This is a genomic window from Candidatus Methylomirabilota bacterium (assembly GCA_036002485.1).
In the GTDB taxonomy this organism is placed as follows: Bacteria; Methylomirabilota; Methylomirabilia; order Rokubacteriales; family CSP1-6; genus AR37.
The window spans coordinates 1-15,305 of sequence record DASYTI010000124.1; the positions used below are offsets into that span (position 1 = coordinate 1).

Annotated in this window: 19 protein-coding genes and 1 tRNA gene; 3 read left to right on the forward strand and 17 right to left on the reverse strand. The window is 68.3% G+C overall.

All coding sequences use genetic code 11. The features are described from left to right. Nucleotides 1-63: 63 nt before the first annotated feature. From VGT00_12905 to VGT00_12955, 11 genes are all read right to left on the reverse strand, one after another. Nucleotides 64-138: transfer RNA gene (locus VGT00_12905), tRNA-Val, on the reverse strand. A 106-nt stretch (nt 139-244) separates the two neighbouring features. Beyond that, nucleotides 245-1,231, reverse strand: a complete 987-nt coding sequence (locus tag VGT00_12910; GenBank protein HEV8532312.1) for a TonB family protein — start codon at nt 1,229-1,231, stop codon at nt 245-247. Between the two features lie 87 nt (nt 1,232-1,318). Further along, nucleotides 1,319-2,335, reverse strand: coding sequence for a 3-deoxy-7-phosphoheptulonate synthase (gene aroF, locus VGT00_12915; protein HEV8532313.1), 1,017 nt, complete (start codon nt 2,333-2,335; stop codon nt 1,319-1,321). After that, nucleotides 2,332-3,348 (reverse strand): 3-deoxy-7-phosphoheptulonate synthase, encoded by a 1,017-nt coding sequence (gene aroF / locus VGT00_12920; GenBank protein HEV8532314.1) that lies wholly within the window; start codon nt 3,346-3,348, stop codon nt 2,332-2,334. Before aroF (VGT00_12920) ends, aroF (VGT00_12915) begins: the two co-directional genes overlap by 4 nt. Nucleotides 3,349-3,615: 267 nt before the next feature. After that, the gene (locus VGT00_12925) at nt 3,616-4,434 is read right to left on the reverse strand and encodes a TVP38/TMEM64 family protein (protein ID HEV8532315.1); all 819 of its coding nucleotides are present in this window, start codon (nt 4,432-4,434) and stop codon (nt 3,616-3,618) included. Beyond that, nucleotides 4,376-5,446, reverse strand: a complete 1,071-nt coding sequence (locus VGT00_12930) for an NAD(P)/FAD-dependent oxidoreductase (GenBank protein ID HEV8532316.1) — start codon at nt 5,444-5,446, stop codon at nt 4,376-4,378. The genes VGT00_12925 and VGT00_12930 overlap by 59 nt, the downstream gene beginning before the upstream one ends. Before the next feature lie 72 nt (nt 5,447-5,518). Further along, the gene (locus VGT00_12935) at nt 5,519-5,887 is read right to left on the reverse strand and encodes a VOC family protein (protein ID HEV8532317.1); all 369 of its coding nucleotides are present in this window, start codon (nt 5,885-5,887) and stop codon (nt 5,519-5,521) included. A 166-nt stretch (nt 5,888-6,053) separates the two neighbouring features. Beyond that, nucleotides 6,054-6,698, reverse strand: coding sequence for a Fe-Mn family superoxide dismutase (locus tag VGT00_12940; GenBank protein ID HEV8532318.1), 645 nt, complete (start codon nt 6,696-6,698; stop codon nt 6,054-6,056). Nucleotides 6,699-6,932: 234 nt separating this feature from the next. Continuing rightward, on the reverse strand, nt 6,933-7,337 hold the full coding sequence (locus tag VGT00_12945) for an HPF/RaiA family ribosome-associated protein (GenBank protein HEV8532319.1): 405 nt from the start codon (nt 7,335-7,337) through the stop codon (nt 6,933-6,935). 132 nt (nt 7,338-7,469) lie between these two features. Next, complete coding sequence (locus VGT00_12950; GenBank protein HEV8532320.1) at nt 7,470-7,916, reverse strand: universal stress protein; 447 nt, start codon at nt 7,914-7,916, stop codon at nt 7,470-7,472. A gap of 71 nt (nt 7,917-7,987) precedes the next feature. Then, the gene (locus tag VGT00_12955; GenBank protein HEV8532321.1) at nt 7,988-8,392 is read right to left on the reverse strand and encodes a hypothetical protein; all 405 of its coding nucleotides are present in this window, start codon (nt 8,390-8,392) and stop codon (nt 7,988-7,990) included. A gap of 126 nt (nt 8,393-8,518) precedes the next feature. Here VGT00_12955 and VGT00_12960 point away from each other — a divergent pair, with 126 nt between their 5' ends. Together VGT00_12960 and VGT00_12965 are read left to right on the forward strand one after the other, a co-directional pair. Beyond that, nucleotides 8,519-9,046, forward strand: a complete 528-nt coding sequence (locus VGT00_12960) for a cupin domain-containing protein (protein ID HEV8532322.1) — start codon at nt 8,519-8,521, stop codon at nt 9,044-9,046. Beyond that, nucleotides 9,033-9,236 carry a hypothetical protein gene (locus VGT00_12965; GenBank protein HEV8532323.1) on the forward strand — a complete coding sequence of 68 codons (204 nt, stop codon included), beginning with the start codon at nt 9,033-9,035 and terminating at the stop codon, nt 9,234-9,236. The genes VGT00_12960 and VGT00_12965 overlap by 14 nt, the downstream gene beginning before the upstream one ends. Here VGT00_12965 and VGT00_12970 read toward each other — a convergent pair. Genes VGT00_12970 through VGT00_12980 form a run of 3 tightly spaced genes read right to left on the reverse strand, consistent with a single transcriptional unit; the run spans nt 9,233 to nt 11,398 of the window. Continuing rightward, nucleotides 9,233-9,577, reverse strand: a complete 345-nt coding sequence (locus VGT00_12970; GenBank protein ID HEV8532324.1) for a DUF190 domain-containing protein — start codon at nt 9,575-9,577, stop codon at nt 9,233-9,235. The two genes, VGT00_12965 and VGT00_12970, sit on opposite strands and share 4 nt — an antisense overlap. 2 nt (nt 9,578-9,579) lie before the next feature. Then, the gene (crcB, locus tag VGT00_12975) at nt 9,580-9,972 is read right to left on the reverse strand and encodes a fluoride efflux transporter CrcB (GenBank protein ID HEV8532325.1); all 393 of its coding nucleotides are present in this window, start codon (nt 9,970-9,972) and stop codon (nt 9,580-9,582) included. A gap of 10 nt (nt 9,973-9,982) precedes the next feature. Further along, nucleotides 9,983-11,398, reverse strand: coding sequence for an amidase (locus VGT00_12980; GenBank protein ID HEV8532326.1), 1,416 nt, complete (start codon nt 11,396-11,398; stop codon nt 9,983-9,985). 124 nt (nt 11,399-11,522) lie between these two features. Here VGT00_12980 and VGT00_12985 point away from each other — a divergent pair, with 124 nt between their 5' ends. After that, entirely contained in the window at nt 11,523-12,863 is a 1,341-nt protein-coding gene (locus tag VGT00_12985; GenBank protein ID HEV8532327.1) for a hypothetical protein, read from the forward strand. Nucleotides 12,864-12,882: 19 nt separating this feature from the next. On the opposite strand, the gene VGT00_12990 is transcribed toward VGT00_12985, so the two are convergent. From VGT00_12990 to VGT00_13000, 3 genes are read right to left on the reverse strand one after another with little or no spacing between them, the layout of a single operon-like run. Next, complete coding sequence (locus VGT00_12990) at nt 12,883-14,148, reverse strand: M50 family metallopeptidase (protein HEV8532328.1); 1,266 nt, start codon at nt 14,146-14,148, stop codon at nt 12,883-12,885. Further along, complete coding sequence (locus VGT00_12995) at nt 14,145-14,663, reverse strand: cyclic nucleotide-binding domain-containing protein (GenBank protein ID HEV8532329.1); 519 nt, start codon at nt 14,661-14,663, stop codon at nt 14,145-14,147. Before VGT00_12995 ends, VGT00_12990 begins: the two co-directional genes overlap by 4 nt. A gap of 15 nt (nt 14,664-14,678) precedes the next feature. Beyond that, a complete protein-coding gene (locus tag VGT00_13000) occupies nt 14,679-14,900 on the reverse strand; it encodes a hypothetical protein (protein HEV8532330.1) in 222 nt (73 codons plus the stop codon). Between the last annotated feature and the right edge of the window lie 405 nt (nt 14,901-15,305).

A 15,305-nucleotide genomic window follows, 5' to 3' on the forward strand; every position in this document is an offset into this window, starting at 1 on the left:
CTCGCACCCTGCGTCCCGTTACCTTCGATGGCACCCCTCAACGAAATGGTTGCAAAAAGAAAATGGTAGGCTCGGGCGGTATCGAACCGCCGACCTCTACCGTGTCAAGGTAGCGCTCTCCCCCTGAGCTACGAGCCTACACCGAAAAAGTACAAATGAGACTACAGGATAGCCGTCACGGCTGTCAAGCGCGGGACCCCGTCCCCCTTTCGGCCAAAGTCTCTGGAGGCTGGCCACAGAGGGGCTATTGAAGGAGCTGGAAGACCGAGGATTGCGCGCTGCGGAGACTGTAGACGAAGATGCCGATCACGGGCAGCACATCGCGTCGCATGGCATCGGGCAGGGGCGGGTAGCGCTGAGCCAGCTTGACCGCGTTCAGGGCGAAGGTGTCGAGGATGTTCTCCCCCGAGGACTCGACGATCTCGGCCTTCAAGAGCTGCCCGTCCTTGGCGATGTGAAACTCGATCACCAGCTTGCCGTGCAGCCCTCGAGTCTGGGCCTCGTAGGGATAGCCCCAGTTGGCATAGATCCGCTGCCTGACCTTTAGCATGTACTCGCGGTAGTTGGGGTCTGGCGTATCGAGAGGAACGGGCTGGCCCACCACGCCGCCCTGGCCACCCTGGAACCCGCCTCCGCCCCCCGGCTTGCGATACATCCCAGGCGGCGAGGCAGGCTGGGGCACCGAGGCCACGCGCGGCTCGCTGCCTGGCGAAGGTGCCGGCGGCTGCTGGCTTGGCTGCTGGGGCTGCGGCTGAGGCTCAGGCGCGGCCTTGGGCGTCTGGGGCAGCGCCTGAGCGCTCCTGCCCTCATAGGCAGGCTCCTCGCCCTTTGGCGTCGGCGGGACCGGCGGCGGCGCCGGCTTGGCGACCTCGCGCGGCTCGGGCGCTCGCGGCGCCGGCTTGGGCGCCTCGGCGACTCTGGGAGCCGGGGAGACCGGGCGGGCGGGCGGCGACGGCGGTGACTTGACCGCAGGCGGAGCGACCGGTCGTGGCTTCAAGGACTCGGCGACATCTGGGCCCGGCGGCCGCGCGGGATTGCCCAGCGGCGCGGCTTCCTTGGGCTTGTCGGGCGCGATATCGACAAAGAGCGGCTCGCCGCGATTGGCGATGACCGGCCCACTGAGCCCGCCCGAGAGAAGAAGAGCGACGCCGATGAGCGCGTGGAGAAGCAGGGAGACGAGTACCGTGACCACCAGATTCCGATTGGTCCGGTCCTCTGGCAGAAATTTCACGCCCCACGCCCACACGCGCCGTACCGCCTGGAATGCCCGCATCCGGTCGATTATAAGCTACATCCCCAACCAGGCAGTGCCCCCGATCTAGAGGCTGCGCCCAACGGCTTCGGCGACGGGGCGAAGCTCGCGCATGAGCTGGGCGAACTTCGAGGGCTTGAGCGATTGCGGCCCGTCGGACAGGGCCTCCTCGGGCTTGGGATGCACCTCGATGATGAGCCCGTCGGCGCCGCAGGCCACCGCGCCCTTGGCCATGGGGGCCACCAGGTCCCAGTGGCCTGTCCCGTGCGAGGGATCGACGACCACGGGCAGGTGGGACAGCTTCTTCAGCACGGGCACCGCGTTCAGGTCGAGGGTGAAGCGCGTGGATGTCTCGAAGGTGCGGATGCCGCGCTCGCAAAGAATCACGTTGGGATTGCCGGCGGCCAGAATGTACTCGGCGGAGAGCAGGAACTCCTGGATGCTCGTGGCCATCCCGCGCTTGAGGAGGACGGGCTTGCCCATCTCCCCCACCCGCCGCAGCAGGGTGAAGTTCTGGATGTTGCGCGCGCCGATCTGCAGGATGTCGGAGTACTCGGCCACCATCTCGGCGCTCTCCGTCTCGAGCACCTCGGTGACCACGGGCAGCCCCGTGCGCTTGCGCGCCTCCGCCAGGTACTTGAGCCCCTGCTCCTTCAAACCCTGGAAGGCATAGGGCGACGTCCGCGGCTTGAAGGCGCCGCCGCGCAGGATGCGGGCCCCCGACTCCTTGACGCGGTCGGCGACTTCGAGCACCTGGGCCTCGGACTCGACGGAGCAGGGCCCGGCCATCACCACGACGTCCTTGCCCCCGATGACCACCCCGTTGACGCGCACCTCGGACGGCTCTTGCCGCACTTCCCTGCTCGCCAGCTTGAAGGGCTGCTGGACGGGCATGACCGACTCCACGGTCTCCACCGCTTCCAGCAGGCGCAAATCCGGCCGCCCGCGCTCCTCGCCCACCGCGGCCACGATGGTCTTGAACTCGCCGCGGATGACGTGGGGGGCATAGCCCATCTCCGTCACGCGTCGACAGATGTCGTCGACGTCGCCGTCCCCGATGCCGCTCTTGAGCACGATGATCATAGTGATCTCCCCAGGACCGCGGCGAGGGGCCGGAGCTCGGCCATGAGCTTGCCGAACTTGTCCGGCTTGAGCGACTGCGGCCCGTCGGACAGCGCCTCGGCGGGATTGTTGTGCACTTCGATGATGAGCCCATCGGCCCCCGCGGCCAGTCCCGCCTTGGCCATGGCCGACACGTATTCCCAGTGGCCCGTGCCGTGCGAGGGATCGACGAGCACGGGGAGATGAGAGAGCTTCTTCACCACGGGGATGGCGTTGAGATCGAGGGTGAAGCGCGTGGAGGTCTCGAAGGTGCGGATCCCCCGCTCGCAGAGGATGACATTGGGGTTCCCGCCGGCCAGCACGTACTCGGCGGAGAGGAGCCACTCCTGGATGGAGCTCGACATGCCGCGCTTGAGGAGCACGGGCTTGCCACATTCGGCCACCCGCTTGAGGAGCGAGAAATTCTGGATGTTGCGCGCGCCGATCTGCAGGATGTCGGCGTGCTCGGCGACCAGATCGACCTTGTCGGGCTCCATGACCTCGGTGACCACGGGCAGGCCCGTGGCCTTGCTCGCCTCGTGCAGGAGCTTGAGCCCTTCCTCCTCGAGCCCCTGGAAGGCGTACGGTGAGGTCCGCGGCTTGAAAGCGCCCCCGCGCAGCACGTGCGCCCCCCCGGCCTTGACGCCTTCGGCCACGGCGAAGAGCTGGGGGCGCGACTCCACGGAGCACGGCCCGGCCATGACGACGAGCGCCTTGCCTCCGATGGGCACGCCGTGGACCTTGAACTGCGTCGACTCCGGATGGGCCTCGCGGCTTGCCAGTTTGAAGGGCTGGAGGATCCGGACCACCGTCTCCACGCTGTCGAGGGCCTGCAGGGCCAGGAGCTGCTCCTTGGCGCGGTCGTCGCCCACCACGCCGATGATGGTGCGCTCCTCGCCGCGAGAGAGATGGGTCTTGAAGCCCAGGTCCCGCACCCGGCGTGAGACGTCCTCGATGTCCGCCTCGCTCGATCCTGCCTTCAGCACGATGATCATGGCCGTCCTCCCTGACCTCTCTGGTCAGAAAAGCAAAAACGCCACGGGTCGCTCGACCCGCGGCGTCTGTCTGCTCACTTGGCCACGGGCGGGCGGCTCGTCCACCCCGTGGCTCCTCGGTTCAGCTCATGGGAGCCAGTGGGCAGACGTGGGGAAAGTAAAAATAGCCCCACCCGCCCTGCGCGCTCCCGATCCCCACTCCGTTCACCGGCCTGATACCTCCCATGAAGAAAGTGCCGCCGACTCTACTTGGTCCGCGCCAACATGTCAAGTTCCCGATCCCGGGGTCTCCCCGGAGCCTGGCTCGTCATCGGCCGGGGTCCGCCCCTCCATCCAGGCCACGAGCCGGTGCCGGTAGTAGTAGAGCGGGATGGCCACGGCGGCCACCACGGCCGTGAGCACCGCGACTTCGAGATAGTGGCCGGAGGCAGTTTTCGCGCCCTGGGCCGACAGCACCAAGGTGCCGGGCACCCGCCCCAGGGACGACACGATGGCGAAGACCCAGAAGGGCATGGGCGAGAGACCGAAGAGATAGCAGACGATGTCCTTGGGCAGTCCCGGAATCAAGAAGATGATGAAGCAGACGATGGCGCCCTCGGCCTCCACGATGAAGCCGAGCTTCTGCCAGGTCTCTTCCTTGACGAGGTTCTTGACGTAGTGGGCGCCCAGCCACCGCCCGAGGGTGAAGGCCACGAGCGAGCCCACGGTGAGCCCGATGGTCGAGTACAGGAGCCCGAGCCATTGACCAAAGAGAAAGCCGCCGAGGATGCCCGTGGCCTCGCCGGGAATGGGCGAGATGATCACCTGCAGCGCCTGGAGCAGGATGAAGAGGATGGGGGCGAGGATGCCCCACTCCGAGAGCGTCTGCTTGAGGAATTGCTTGTCGACGTAGAGGCGGACGAGGTACTGATACGCGGGAGCATCCGTCCACACGAGCCAGGCACAGTACCCGATGATGGCCGCGCTCGCGAGCGTCGCGAGGACCCAGCGGGTGCGGGAGGTCAGAGCCGCGCTCCCGCCACGCGTGTCAAGCCGCGCCCGTTCCCGTCGCGAGGGGATCGGGATCGAAGCGCCCGAACCAGCCATAGCGCGGCCACCAGCGGGGCAGCACGGGCTGCCGCGCCGCGGCCTCGGCCAGCGTCACGAACCATCGCGTGGGCGTATGCTCCGCCATCCATTGCGCGACCCGCAGAATTCGATAGGGGACGCGATAGCCATCGACGATGGCGCGATACCGGTCGAGACCTTCCTGGATCCCCAGCCGCCCGTCCAGGATCTGCTGGACGATGCGCCCGCACTGGACCCCGAAGTAGAGCGCCGGCCGTATCCCCTCGGCCGTGAGGGGCAGGCACTGCCCCGCGGCGTCGCCCACGGCGAAGAGCCGGCCCACGGTGGGACGGAAGAGCCGGTTGGGAAAATAGGTGCCGTGATACGTGCTGCCCACGGTGCCGCAATCGCGCAGGAAACGCTCCAAGGCGGGCTTGAGCTTCGACAGGCCGACATAGGACCCGAGCCCGATCAAGCTGCCCTTGCCCACAGGGAAGACCCAGCCGAGTCCACGGGGGATCAGCCCGCGGTCGAGCCAGAAGTACAGGCCTTCCTCGGACAGGTCCGTGTGCGTTTCGAGGCCAAAGGAGAACTGTCCACGGGCCGGCGCCGTCGTGTTGCCGGAATTCACCACGGCCCCTCGCCAGCCAGAGCAGTCGATCACGACGGGCGCGCTGAAGCGTCCCTCCGTGGTCACGACGGCGCCGTCGTCCACGCCGAGCACCGACGTCCGGAGGAACCGGGCGCGCACCTTGCCGAGCATTCCATGGCAGAAGCGCTTGTAGTCGAAGGTGCAGAAGGGGACGGCCGAGAGGTCGTAGGTGACCGAGCGGGTGGGGCCGCGCACGGTGAGCTTGTCATGGACTTGCAACACGCTGTCGGCGACGCCGAAGGCTTCGGGCACCCACAGGGGCGTGCCGCACGCCGAAGTCTGCACGGCGCCGATCTCGTTGCGGTCGAGCAGCAAGACCTCGCCGTGAAGCTGCCGGGCCACTGCCAAGCCGGCGAAGCTGCCACCCACCACGATTGCGTCATAATTCCGGGTGGGCATGCTATCGGATAGTCCGATAGACGCCTGGGGAAGTCAAATATCGTCGCAGCTTTGCGTCGCACCACACGCGAATCAGTCGCTGTACAGCTCGACGGTATAGCCGTTCGGATCGCGGACATAGACGGCGGTGTGGCCTCGCCGGGCGCGGATGGGGACGCCGGCTTGCTTGAGCCGGGCGCGGAGACGGCGAAGACCGGCCGGGGTGACGGAAAGTCCGAAATGCCCGAAGCCGCCCGCTCGCGCGTCGAAGGGGCGGCGCGTCTTCACGAAGTTCAGGAGGTCGCCCCCGCCGGGCGTCTCGAGGAAGATCATCCCTGGATGCGGAAAGGCGATCTGCAGCCCTAACACGTCTGTGTAGAAGCGCTCCGTGGCGCGCAGATCGCGCGTCTTGAGCGCGAGGTGCCGGAGCCCGCGGCGCCCGGAAGACGGCGATGCGCTCACGGCCGCCGACGCGGCGACGGCCCTCGCTTCGCTTTCGCTGCGCGCCGCAAGGTGGCCTCGCGCTCGACCGAGGCCGCCTCGACGGGCCTCTTGCTCTTCTTGTTCTTGCCGAAGCTTTTCCTGATGCCCATGGCGGGACCCAGTGTACCCCAGGGCGATGGCTCGATCATGCCGCCGCGGCCGGGCGGATGGCCTGGGGCTCGCGAAGGCGCCGATCCACCGTGGCCCAGTCCACGTTCCGAAAGAACGCGTCGATGTAGCGCCCCTTCTCCGTGGCGGCATAATCCCGCATGAAGGCATGCTCCCAGACATCCATCACGAGGAGCGGCTTGAATCCGGCGGGCACCCCGTCCTGGTGCAGGGTCACCCAGTGATTGGTCAGGCGGGCCGTCGCGGGGTCCTGGCAGAGCATCACCCAGCCCACGCCTCGCATCCCGCCGATGGCCCGGAAGTCCGTCTGCCATCGCTCGAGGGAGGCAAAGCCCTGCTGAAGCGCGGTGGCGATGCTGGAGCCCGCGGCGGGCCGCGGATCGGCGCCCGCGCGAAGGTTCGAGAAATAGTACTCGTGCAGGATCATGCCGTTGTACTCGTAGCCCAGGCGCCGCGTCAACTCGGCGAACTGGGTGTCCCGGCCCGAGGCGCGGCCCTGGGCGCGCAGAGCGGCCAGCTCCTCGTTGAGGATATTGACCTGGCGGACATAGCCGGCGTAGAGGACGAGGTGCTCGGCGATCTGGAGGGCCGACAGGCCGTCGAGCCCTTCGAGGTTGTCGAAGCGTTGCTCCTGATAACCAGTGGCGTGGGTATACGGCACGGCGCGCTCCTCCTCGCTCCGCGATCTCGCGGCGCCTCAGCGATGGGCCCTCACTAGAGACTACGAGCGAAGCATGAGAGAAGGATGAGAGCGGAATGAGAAGGGCGCATTTCGAGCTGAGACGGGGCCGCTCTTCGAGCTGAGCGGCGAAGCCGTGAGGCGAGGGCTGAGTGGATACCGCACGCGTGGCAGTTCGAGCTGAAGGGCGAAGCCATGAGGCGAGGGCTGATTTATCTAGGAGGCGATCTTCCTGCGACGAACTCGCCGGGGCGCTCGCCGGGCATCAGAGCCGTCCATGAGCAGCCGCTTGGCCACGAAGTACTTCTTCGGGTGGCGTCGGTTCTCGCGGGCGCGTTCACGATAGCGCTCGAGCTGCCGCTCGAGGGCGGCCATGACCCCGTCGAAGGCGAGGCGGGGCGTGGCGGCCACGTGCTCGATGTGAATGGCGGGACGGTAGGGGACGCGAAGGTCCACCGCGCATCGCAAGGCCAGGCCGCCCTTGGGACCGTCGTCATCGAAGAAGGTCACGCGAGCTCTGATGGGGGCGACCTTGAGTGTCTCGAGCGCCTCGGCCACGAGCTTGCCGACGCGCGCCCGCAGCGTCTGATCTCTCTCTATCCCCTGGATGTCGACTCTCATGGCTCTCCTCCGCCGACCCTCATGCTTTTCGCGGGGCCGGCCCCCGGCGGGAGTCACCGTCTCCATGGTAGACAATTCCCTCGACGCGCGAAAGGGCGACGTGACGCGGTCCGGGGAGGAGGGCGACGCCGGTTATCGGCCGCGCACGGTCAGCACGGGACATCTGGCCCCGGCCACCACGCGGGAGGCGACACTGCCGAGAAAGAGCCTCGCCAGGCCCGTGCGTCCATGCGTACCGATCACGATGAGGTCGGCCTTTCGGCGGCGCGCCGCCCGGATGATCTGATCGTCGGCCACCCCTTCGAGCAGCATCCCCGTCACCCGAGCGCCCGATTTCCGCGCCTTGGCCTGAAGGGCGCCCAGCCGCTTCTCGGCGTATTGTCGCGCCGAGGCCTCGAGGTCTTCGTAGACCTGGGGCGCGACATAGCCCTCGCCCCCGATGGGCATGGGCGGCGCCAGCACGTGAAGGAGGAAGAGCTGGGCATGATCGGCTCGGGCCAGGGCCACGGCCCGCGCAAACGCCGCGCTCGAGGCACGCGAGAAATCGGTGGGATGGAGAATTCGGCGCCACATGCTCATGAGTGACCCCCCGGGAACGTGGACTCTCACCGGGAGAATAGCACGCGCGCGCGCGCGGCCGGGCGCCGCCCTCAGGGTCGGCCATGGCGTCCTGCATGCTCGCCTCCGTATTCCATGCGGTAGCGCGTGCGGCGGGCGGCCTCGAGGGCCGGGGTGCTGAGCGAGAGCGTGGCGGTGGCCCCGGGCTCAATCCTCGACGGCACGGGCATCGCGCTTTTCGCCCAGAGGATCTTGCCGAAGAAATCGTAGAACTCCACGGTGACGCGCACCACACGAACGGGGCGCGGCCCGCTGTTCTTGAGGAGGGCAATGTGCTGGACGGAGAGCGCGTGGTGGGCGCCGGGCTTTTTCTTGGCCGCGGCCGGCGTGCGCGTTTCCTGGACGACCCTGACCGGATCGCCATCTGTTCCGGAAGCCCCGGAAGGGAAACCCGCGAAGGTCAGGAGGAGCGCAAAGACGGAGCAGAGACACCTCATGCTCCGGGAAACTAGACGGTCCGCGCGACCCCGTCAATGTCCCGAGTTCGATACAGAGAGCCCGGGTCTTCGTCGCGTATACTGCGGCGCATCCTGACTCCGCAACGCTCGGGGAGGAGGTGTTGAATGCTGACCGCGCAGGAGATCATCGAGCGGCTGGGCCTTCGGCCGCATCCCGAAGAGGGAGGCTTCTTCGCCGAGACCTATCGGGCGCCGGACCGTCTTGCCGCTCCGGCTCTGCACCCGCGCTATGGCGGCCCTCGCGCGGTCAGCACGGCCATCTACTATCTGCTGACGCCCGACACCGTCTCCGCCCTGCACCGCCTGGCCTCCGACGAGGTCTTTCACTTCTACCTGGGAGACCCCGTGGAGATACTCCACCTGCGGCCCGATGGCACGCATCGCACCCTGACCCTCGGACAGGATCTGGCCGCCGGCATGGTGCCTCAGGTGGTGGTGCCCGCGGGAGTCTGGCAGGGCGCGCGGTTGGTGGCCGGAGGGAAATGGGCGTTGCTCGGCTGCACGGTGGCGCCCGGCTTCGAGTTCGCCGACTACGAGCACGGGCGCCGCGAGCCGCTCGCGCGAGCGTATCCCGCCGCCCGCGATCTCATCGCCGCCCTCACGCGCTATGATAGCGGTCATGACACGCGCTGAAGGCGGCTCGCACCGGGTGCTCTGGGGGATGGCCCTGGCCGTCATCGTGCTGGCGGCCTTCTTCGGAGGCATGCTCGTCGAGCGCCTGCGTCTCGACGCCAAGCGGGACGAGGTCATCCAGCGCTACAATCGCGTGCTCCAGGAGTACCGCGAGCAGCAGATGCGCTCCGAGAAGTCCGTGGCGCGCTAGGCGGACGGGGTCTGGTCGTACTTGAGGACGCGCACTTTCTCCATGGTGATGAGCCCGCCCCGCATCATCCCGTCCACGGCCGGCAACACGGCGTCCAGCCGCTCCTGCGAGTCCACGACCTCGATGACGAGCGGCAGATCGGCCGACAGCCGCAGGATGTTTGCCGTGTGCACCACCGAATTTGCGCCGAAGCCCGCCACGGCCCGCAGCACGGTGGCCCCCGCCAGGCCTCGCGTTCGAAACAGCTCGAGCAGCGCGGCATGAAGCGGGCGGTGCTCCCAGCGGTCGCTCTCTCCCACGAAAATGCGCATCAGGACCTGCTCTCCGTCCAACTTCCGCATGGCTACAGTCCTCCCTTCCACCCGACCACGACCCGTCCCAGGGTAAGGCCGAGCACGCAGACGACGAGGCAGAGACCGGTCGTGAGCACGACATTGGCGGCCGCCCCCAGCCACGATCCATTCTCGATCAGGCTGATGGTCTCGTAGGAGAAGGACGAGTACGTCGTGAAGCCGCCCATGACCCCGATGGTCAGCACGAGACGCGTCGTTTCTGGAATGGCGAGGGTCGTGAGTCCCACCTGCTGAACGAACCCGATCAGGAACGAGCCGAGCACGTTGATGAAGAGGGTGCCATAGGGAAACTCGGAGCCAAGCCAGCGCGCGGCCAGTCCGCCGATGAGGTATCGGGCGCCCGTGCCGACGGCGCCGCCCAGACAGATCAGCAGAAGGCGCACGGGGCGCGCTTCAGTCGAGAGGCGGGCGCCGCGCGGACCAGGGTTGCGCGGCCTCGAAGGCGGCCGAGGCCGCGAGCACGGCGCGCTCGGCGAAGCGGCGTCCCACGATCTGCAGTCCGACGGGGAGCCCAGACGCCGTGACCCCCACCGGGACGGTGGCCGCGGGCTGCCCGGTGAGATTGAACGGAAAGCAGAACGGCATCCAGCCCAGTGGTGACACGGGCTCGCCGTTGATCTCCTTGACGGCGGGGCGAGCAACGGGGAAGGGCGGGACGGCCACCGTGGGCGTGATCAGGAGATCGAAGCGCGCGAGAAAGCGGTGCACCTCGGTCCATAGCTCCTGGCGGCCACGGACGGCGGCCAGGTACTGTTCGATGGTGATCGTCCGCCCGTGCCTGAGGACGGCCGCGAAGCTCTTGTCGAGCTGCTCGGCCGCGTCGTCGAGCCGCCCTCCCCACGCCGCGTGCGTCTCGGCGGCCCCGATCGTCCGGAAGATTTCCTCCGGGTCGTCCCAACCCGGCCTGACGACCTCGACATGGCAGCCAAGGCTCTCGAATTGCTCCGCGGCCTCGGCGCATCGCTCGGCGACCTCCGGATCCACGCGGGCGTAGCCCAGATCCGCCGACCAGCCGATGCTGAGCCCTTCGAGCCCGCTCTCGCAGGCGGCCAGAAAGGGCGGCCCGCTGTCGGCGGGCAAGGACCAGCGGTCGCGGTCGTCGGGCCCCGCGAGGACGTCGAGCATGAGGGCGGCGTCGCGCACCGTGCGCGCCATCGGCCCCGTCACGGAGAAGTTCTGCCATCCGGGAAAACCCGGTCCGTGGGGCACACGCCCGAAGGAAGGCTTGAGACCGTAGATCCCGCAGAAGGCCGCGGGGATCCGGATCGACCCGCCGCCGTCGGTGCCGAGGGCGAGCGGGCCCATGCCCGCGGCGACGGCGGCCGCCGCGCCCCCACTCGAGCCGCCCGGCGTGAGGGGCAGGCTCCAGGGATTGCGCGTGATGCCGAAGAGTGGATTGTCGGTCACGCCCTTGTGGCCGAACTCGGGCGTGTTGGTCTTGCCGAGGATGATGGCGCCCGCGCCTTTGAGACGCTCGACGGAGACGGCATCCTCCTCCGGCACATGGTCGGCGAAGAGGCGCGAGCCCCCCGTGGTCAGGACGCGCCGGGTGAAGACCAGGTCCTTGATCGAGACGGGCACCCCGTGAAGCAGGCCGAGCTCCTCGCCCGTCATCACGGAGACCTCGGCGGCCTGCGCGGCATCCCGCGCGTCCTCGGCGGTCATCGTGCAGTAGGCGTTGAGGGTGGGGTTGAGGCGCTCGATACGCTCGAGCACGGCGTCCACCACTTCGACGGGAGAGATCTTGCGCGCGCGGATCAGCCCGGCGAGCTCGAGGGCGGGCAACCAGACGAGATCGTCGGCGGCCATCGGGCTAGCGAACCATCCGAACAACGAAGGGCTGGCGCGGCACGACCTCGGCGCACGCGGCACACCGCACGGCAGCGCCGATCAGGAGAGCACGCACGCGTCGGATTGTATCATCATCACGACCATGGACCCCGCCGCCCCCGCCCGCCTGGCCGCCTGGCTCGACCGCGCGGAGATCCTCGCCCTGGATCCTCCACGCCTCGAAGCGCTCCGCGACTCGCTGGGCGGAGCCGATCCGCCGATCTGGGCCGGACGCTGGGGCGCGCTCGTCGGCTTCGAGGCGGGATCGGCGCACCGGCGCCTCGTGCAGTTCGGTCGCCACGGCGATCTGGTGACCGCGCTGCGATGGACGGGGAAAGGCGAGCTGCGCTGGGCCCGCTGCCGCACGGCCGCGGGCGCCTGGATAGGCGTGGAGCCGGGCGCGGCCATGCATCCGGCCTGGGGCCGATCTGATCAGCTCTGGCTCCTGGACGGCACGGAGCCCTGGCGTCCCGTCGAGCGCCTCACCGTGTTCCGCTCGCTCGACTGGGCGCGGCTCGACCATATCCCGCCCTTGGCCGAGCCCCGCCGGCTGCTTCCCGGCGCGGGCAGCGCCGTGCTCAATCTCATCGCCGGGCTCATGAAGGACCAGGGCGTGGCGCGCGTGCGTTATCGTGGTCCCTTCCCCTCGGAACAGCTCTTCACCACGCTCCTGGAATGCTTCCGCTACGACCCGCGCCAGAGCCTGCCCCTCGAGCGCTTCGTGGCGGACGGCGGGCTCGACTGGCTCCCGGCGCCGTATGAGAGCCACCGGGTCGCGCCCTGGGTGATCGTGAACTTGCGCGAGGGCATCGACACCGTGACAGCCGACGGCATCACCTTCTCGCGCCCGGACTGGCAAGGCGTCGTGCGTCGCGAGCCGCGCGTGGTCCGGGTGGACGGCGAGCGGGTACGCTGCTCTTTCTGGGTCCTGGGCGGCCCGCTCGAGGACCGGCTCGTGCTCGACCAGGCAGGGGAAGTGCTGGAAGCCCCGCCGGCTCGCGAGCCTGAATCGGCGCCCGCCCTCCTGCCGCCCGTCTGGAACTCGGCCCTGGCCGACCTCATCGCGCGGGAGAGCGCGGCGCCCCTCGTCCCCGTCATCAAGGACGTGCTCAGGGATGTGGCCATCGAGTGGGGGGCCGTGCCCGACGATCTGCTTCGCGCCTGGGATCGCCGCATCCGCTTGAGCGTGAGACTGCGAGAGGCTGGGCAGGCCTCCCTCCGGAGCGCGGCCCCGGGACAGGAGCGAGCGGAGCAGGCCCTCCGCTTCATTCTGGAAGTGGCCCGTCTCCTCGGCCCCGAGATTCGGGCGCGCGCCCAGGCGCTTCTCGAAGCCCTGCCCGAGAGCGAGCAGCGGCAAAGACTGGAAGCGGCCCCCGTCGAGCTGCCGGAGGCCCTCGACGAATCCGTGGGCAAGCTGATCGCGCTCGTAGCGCGAGGGGCCTAGGTAGCTCGGAGCTTGTCCCCTAGGCGTGCTTCGCGGAGAGAATCAACCAGGCGTTCAGACCGACGAAGGCCACCACGGACAGGAGCGACAGGGTGAAGTAGGCGAGGTAAACGACTTCCTGCCGCCTGAACCGCCCCACGGCCAGCCGCTTCAGGAAGGTGCCGCGCATGAACTGGGACGACTCCTGGGAGAGGCGCGGCATGCCCACGGCGTCCTCGAGCACGTGGTAGCCATCCATCTCGAGGAAGGAGAAGGGATAGATGCACACGATGAAGGACTGGAGCTGCAAGACGGCCGAGGCGGCCACGCAGGCCTGCAAGAGCCCCGGCCCGAGCGCGTTGGCCCAGATCACGCCGAGCATTCCCAGGACGAGGTGGACAGTGGGCCCCGCCAGGGCATTCACCACGCGCGCGCGACGAGACGCCATGAAGAGGTCGGTGACGTCGGCATAGAAGGTGGGCACGATCATGTGGTGGATGATGAAGCCGACTTCCTTGACGCGGCGGCCATAGTGCACGCAGGCCAGGGCGTGCACGAGCTGGTGAAGGGCCACCGTGAGGAAGAAGGCGAGCTTGAGGGCGATGATGGCCACCACGGCGTGATGGCCGAGGGCAGAGCTGATCGCGGCGAGATCGTTCCAGAGGTTAATGAGGGCGCGCGTGCCGAAGCCCGTCAGCACGACGAGCCCGACGACGGCCGCCGGCGTGAAGAGCAGCCAGCCGCCCCAGCGGTGGATCCGCTCGAAGAGGTCGTTCCAGCGTCGGCTCGCCACGTTGAGCCGCTCGATGGCGTGCAGCCCGGCTTCCATGGCCCGCGCCGCCGGATTGCGGCGATTGCGCGCGAGAATCTCGTGCAGGCGAGACATCGGCCGCAATGTGAGGAGATCGGCGAGCAGGAGCTTGCGGATCAGCTGGGGAATCTTCTCGAAGTCGAAGGAGCCGTACCGCCTCACGTAGGCCACGGCGATGTCCTGCATGCTCGCGCGGCCGTCCATTTGCTGCCAGAGGAAGCGCTCCTCGTCGTCCAGCTGGAGGTAGTTCTCCGCCCGGCGACTCTTGAGCACGTACTTCTTCGTGCCGGGAACGCCGGACGGCAGCTGGGCCAGCTCCCACTGATTGTCCGGCAGCCGCTGCGGGCGGAGCTGGAGGTAGGCGGCGGGGCTCGAGATCTCCCGTGTCTCGTAGCTGTCTCCGTCCTCCGAGCGGACAAGGAGCTTGAGCCGGGCCGGCGGACGGGGCGTCGTGCCCGGAGCGGTGAATCCGGCCTGGGAGCCCGGGTCGCTCACCGGGGCGGACCTCCGGCCTTGCGGTCGGCGTCGAGCCCCGTCGCCTCGAGTCCCCAGCGGGTAACCTCGCTCACGAGCTGGCTCGACTGGTCGAGCCGGCGGATCAGCACGACCACGAGCTGCTGGAAGAGTCGGGCGGCATCCTTTGGATTGGCCTCGATGAACTCATTGATGCTCTTCCGGTCCAGGGAGAGGAGCGAGGCCTCGTTCTCGGCCTGGATGGTCGCCGTGCGGATGGGCTCGTCGCCGAACACGCTCATCTCGCCGAAGACATCGCCGGCCTGGAGTCGGCTCAGGATCTGCTCCACGCGCCCGCTCACGACCTTGGAGACCAGGATGATGCCGGAGCGAATGAAGAACATCTCCTCGCCCGGGTCGCCCTCACGAAACAGCACCTCGCTCTTGCGCAGGCGGCGCTCGCGGAGCCGCGGCCAGAGCGCGACGAGCTGGGGTTCCTCGAGGTCCTTGAGGAGGCTGATCTCACGGAGGAAGGAAAGGTCGGCCGACTTGGCCACGTGGTGGAATCCGCGCTACATGGCCCAGCGTTTCATGAGCACGGCCTTGGCGGCGCGCGCGCGCTCGGCTGTGGGCGCCTGTCCCACCCGGCCCAGAGCCTGGACCACCATCGCGCGCTCGTCATCCGAGAGCACATAGTCGGCCAGGGTCGCGCCGGGGTCGCGCACGAGCTCGTCCAGGAAGTCCGGATCGGTCATGACCCGTCCCACCAGGTCCCGGAAACCCAACGAATCCATACGCCCCCTTAGGTCACGTGATGACCCCGGCGGGTGTGGACATCTTGGCCACCGCCTGAGATCTCTGAACGCTCCCGGCCGCCTCGCTGAGCCGACTCGGACGTAAGCCGCAGTATAGCCTAAGTTGCGGCAATCCTTGAATGGCGCTCAAAGAAGGCGGGAAGAGGGAGAATCGGGAGGCAATGGGAATGTGAAGTGCGTTCGCGAGAGACGGAGGCCGAGATTCTCTACGACGAATCCGCGATCGGCGCCGGATTATTTCGGGCCGACCGTGACCTTGCTGCTGGCGCCGCTCACGGATACGAGCGCCGTGGCCGACGAAGCGTACTGGATGGCGCCGAGGCTCGGGTTCCTGACGGCCCCGTCGGCGATGGAGACATTGGCGGCCGTGGCCCCGTTCAGCAG

Bases quoted from the DNA above. Each gene is read 5' to 3' on its own strand.
- aroF (HEV8532313.1), bottom strand. From the start codon at position 2,335: ATGATCATCGTGCTCAAGAGCGGCATCGGGGACGGCGACGTCGACGAC.
- aroF (HEV8532314.1), bottom strand. From the start codon at position 3,348: ATGATCATCGTGCTGAAGGCAGGATCGAGCGAGGCGGACATCGAGGAC.
- VGT00_12925 (HEV8532315.1), bottom strand. From the start codon at position 4,434: ATGGCTGGTTCGGGCGCTTCGATCCCGATCCCCTCGCGACGGGAACGG.
- VGT00_12930 (HEV8532316.1), bottom strand. From the start codon at position 5,446: ATGCCCACCCGGAATTATGACGCAATCGTGGTGGGTGGCAGCTTCGCC.
- VGT00_12945 (HEV8532319.1), bottom strand. From the start codon at position 7,337: ATGAGAGTCGACATCCAGGGGATAGAGAGAGATCAGACGCTGCGGGCG.
- VGT00_12950 (HEV8532320.1), bottom strand. From the start codon at position 7,916: ATGAGCATGTGGCGCCGAATTCTCCATCCCACCGATTTCTCGCGTGCC.
- VGT00_12955 (HEV8532321.1), bottom strand. From the start codon at position 8,392: ATGAGGTGTCTCTGCTCCGTCTTTGCGCTCCTCCTGACCTTCGCGGGT.
- VGT00_12960 (HEV8532322.1), top strand. From the start codon at position 8,519: ATGCTGACCGCGCAGGAGATCATCGAGCGGCTGGGCCTTCGGCCGCAT.
- VGT00_12965 (HEV8532323.1), top strand. From the start codon at position 9,033: ATGACACGCGCTGAAGGCGGCTCGCACCGGGTGCTCTGGGGGATGGCC.
- VGT00_12970 (HEV8532324.1), bottom strand. From the start codon at position 9,577: ATGCGGAAGTTGGACGGAGAGCAGGTCCTGATGCGCATTTTCGTGGGA.
- VGT00_12980 (HEV8532326.1), bottom strand. From the start codon at position 11,398: ATGGCCGCCGACGATCTCGTCTGGTTGCCCGCCCTCGAGCTCGCCGGG.
- VGT00_12985 (HEV8532327.1), top strand. From the start codon at position 11,523: ATGGACCCCGCCGCCCCCGCCCGCCTGGCCGCCTGGCTCGACCGCGCG.
- VGT00_13000 (HEV8532330.1), bottom strand. From the start codon at position 14,900: ATGGATTCGTTGGGTTTCCGGGACCTGGTGGGACGGGTCATGACCGAT.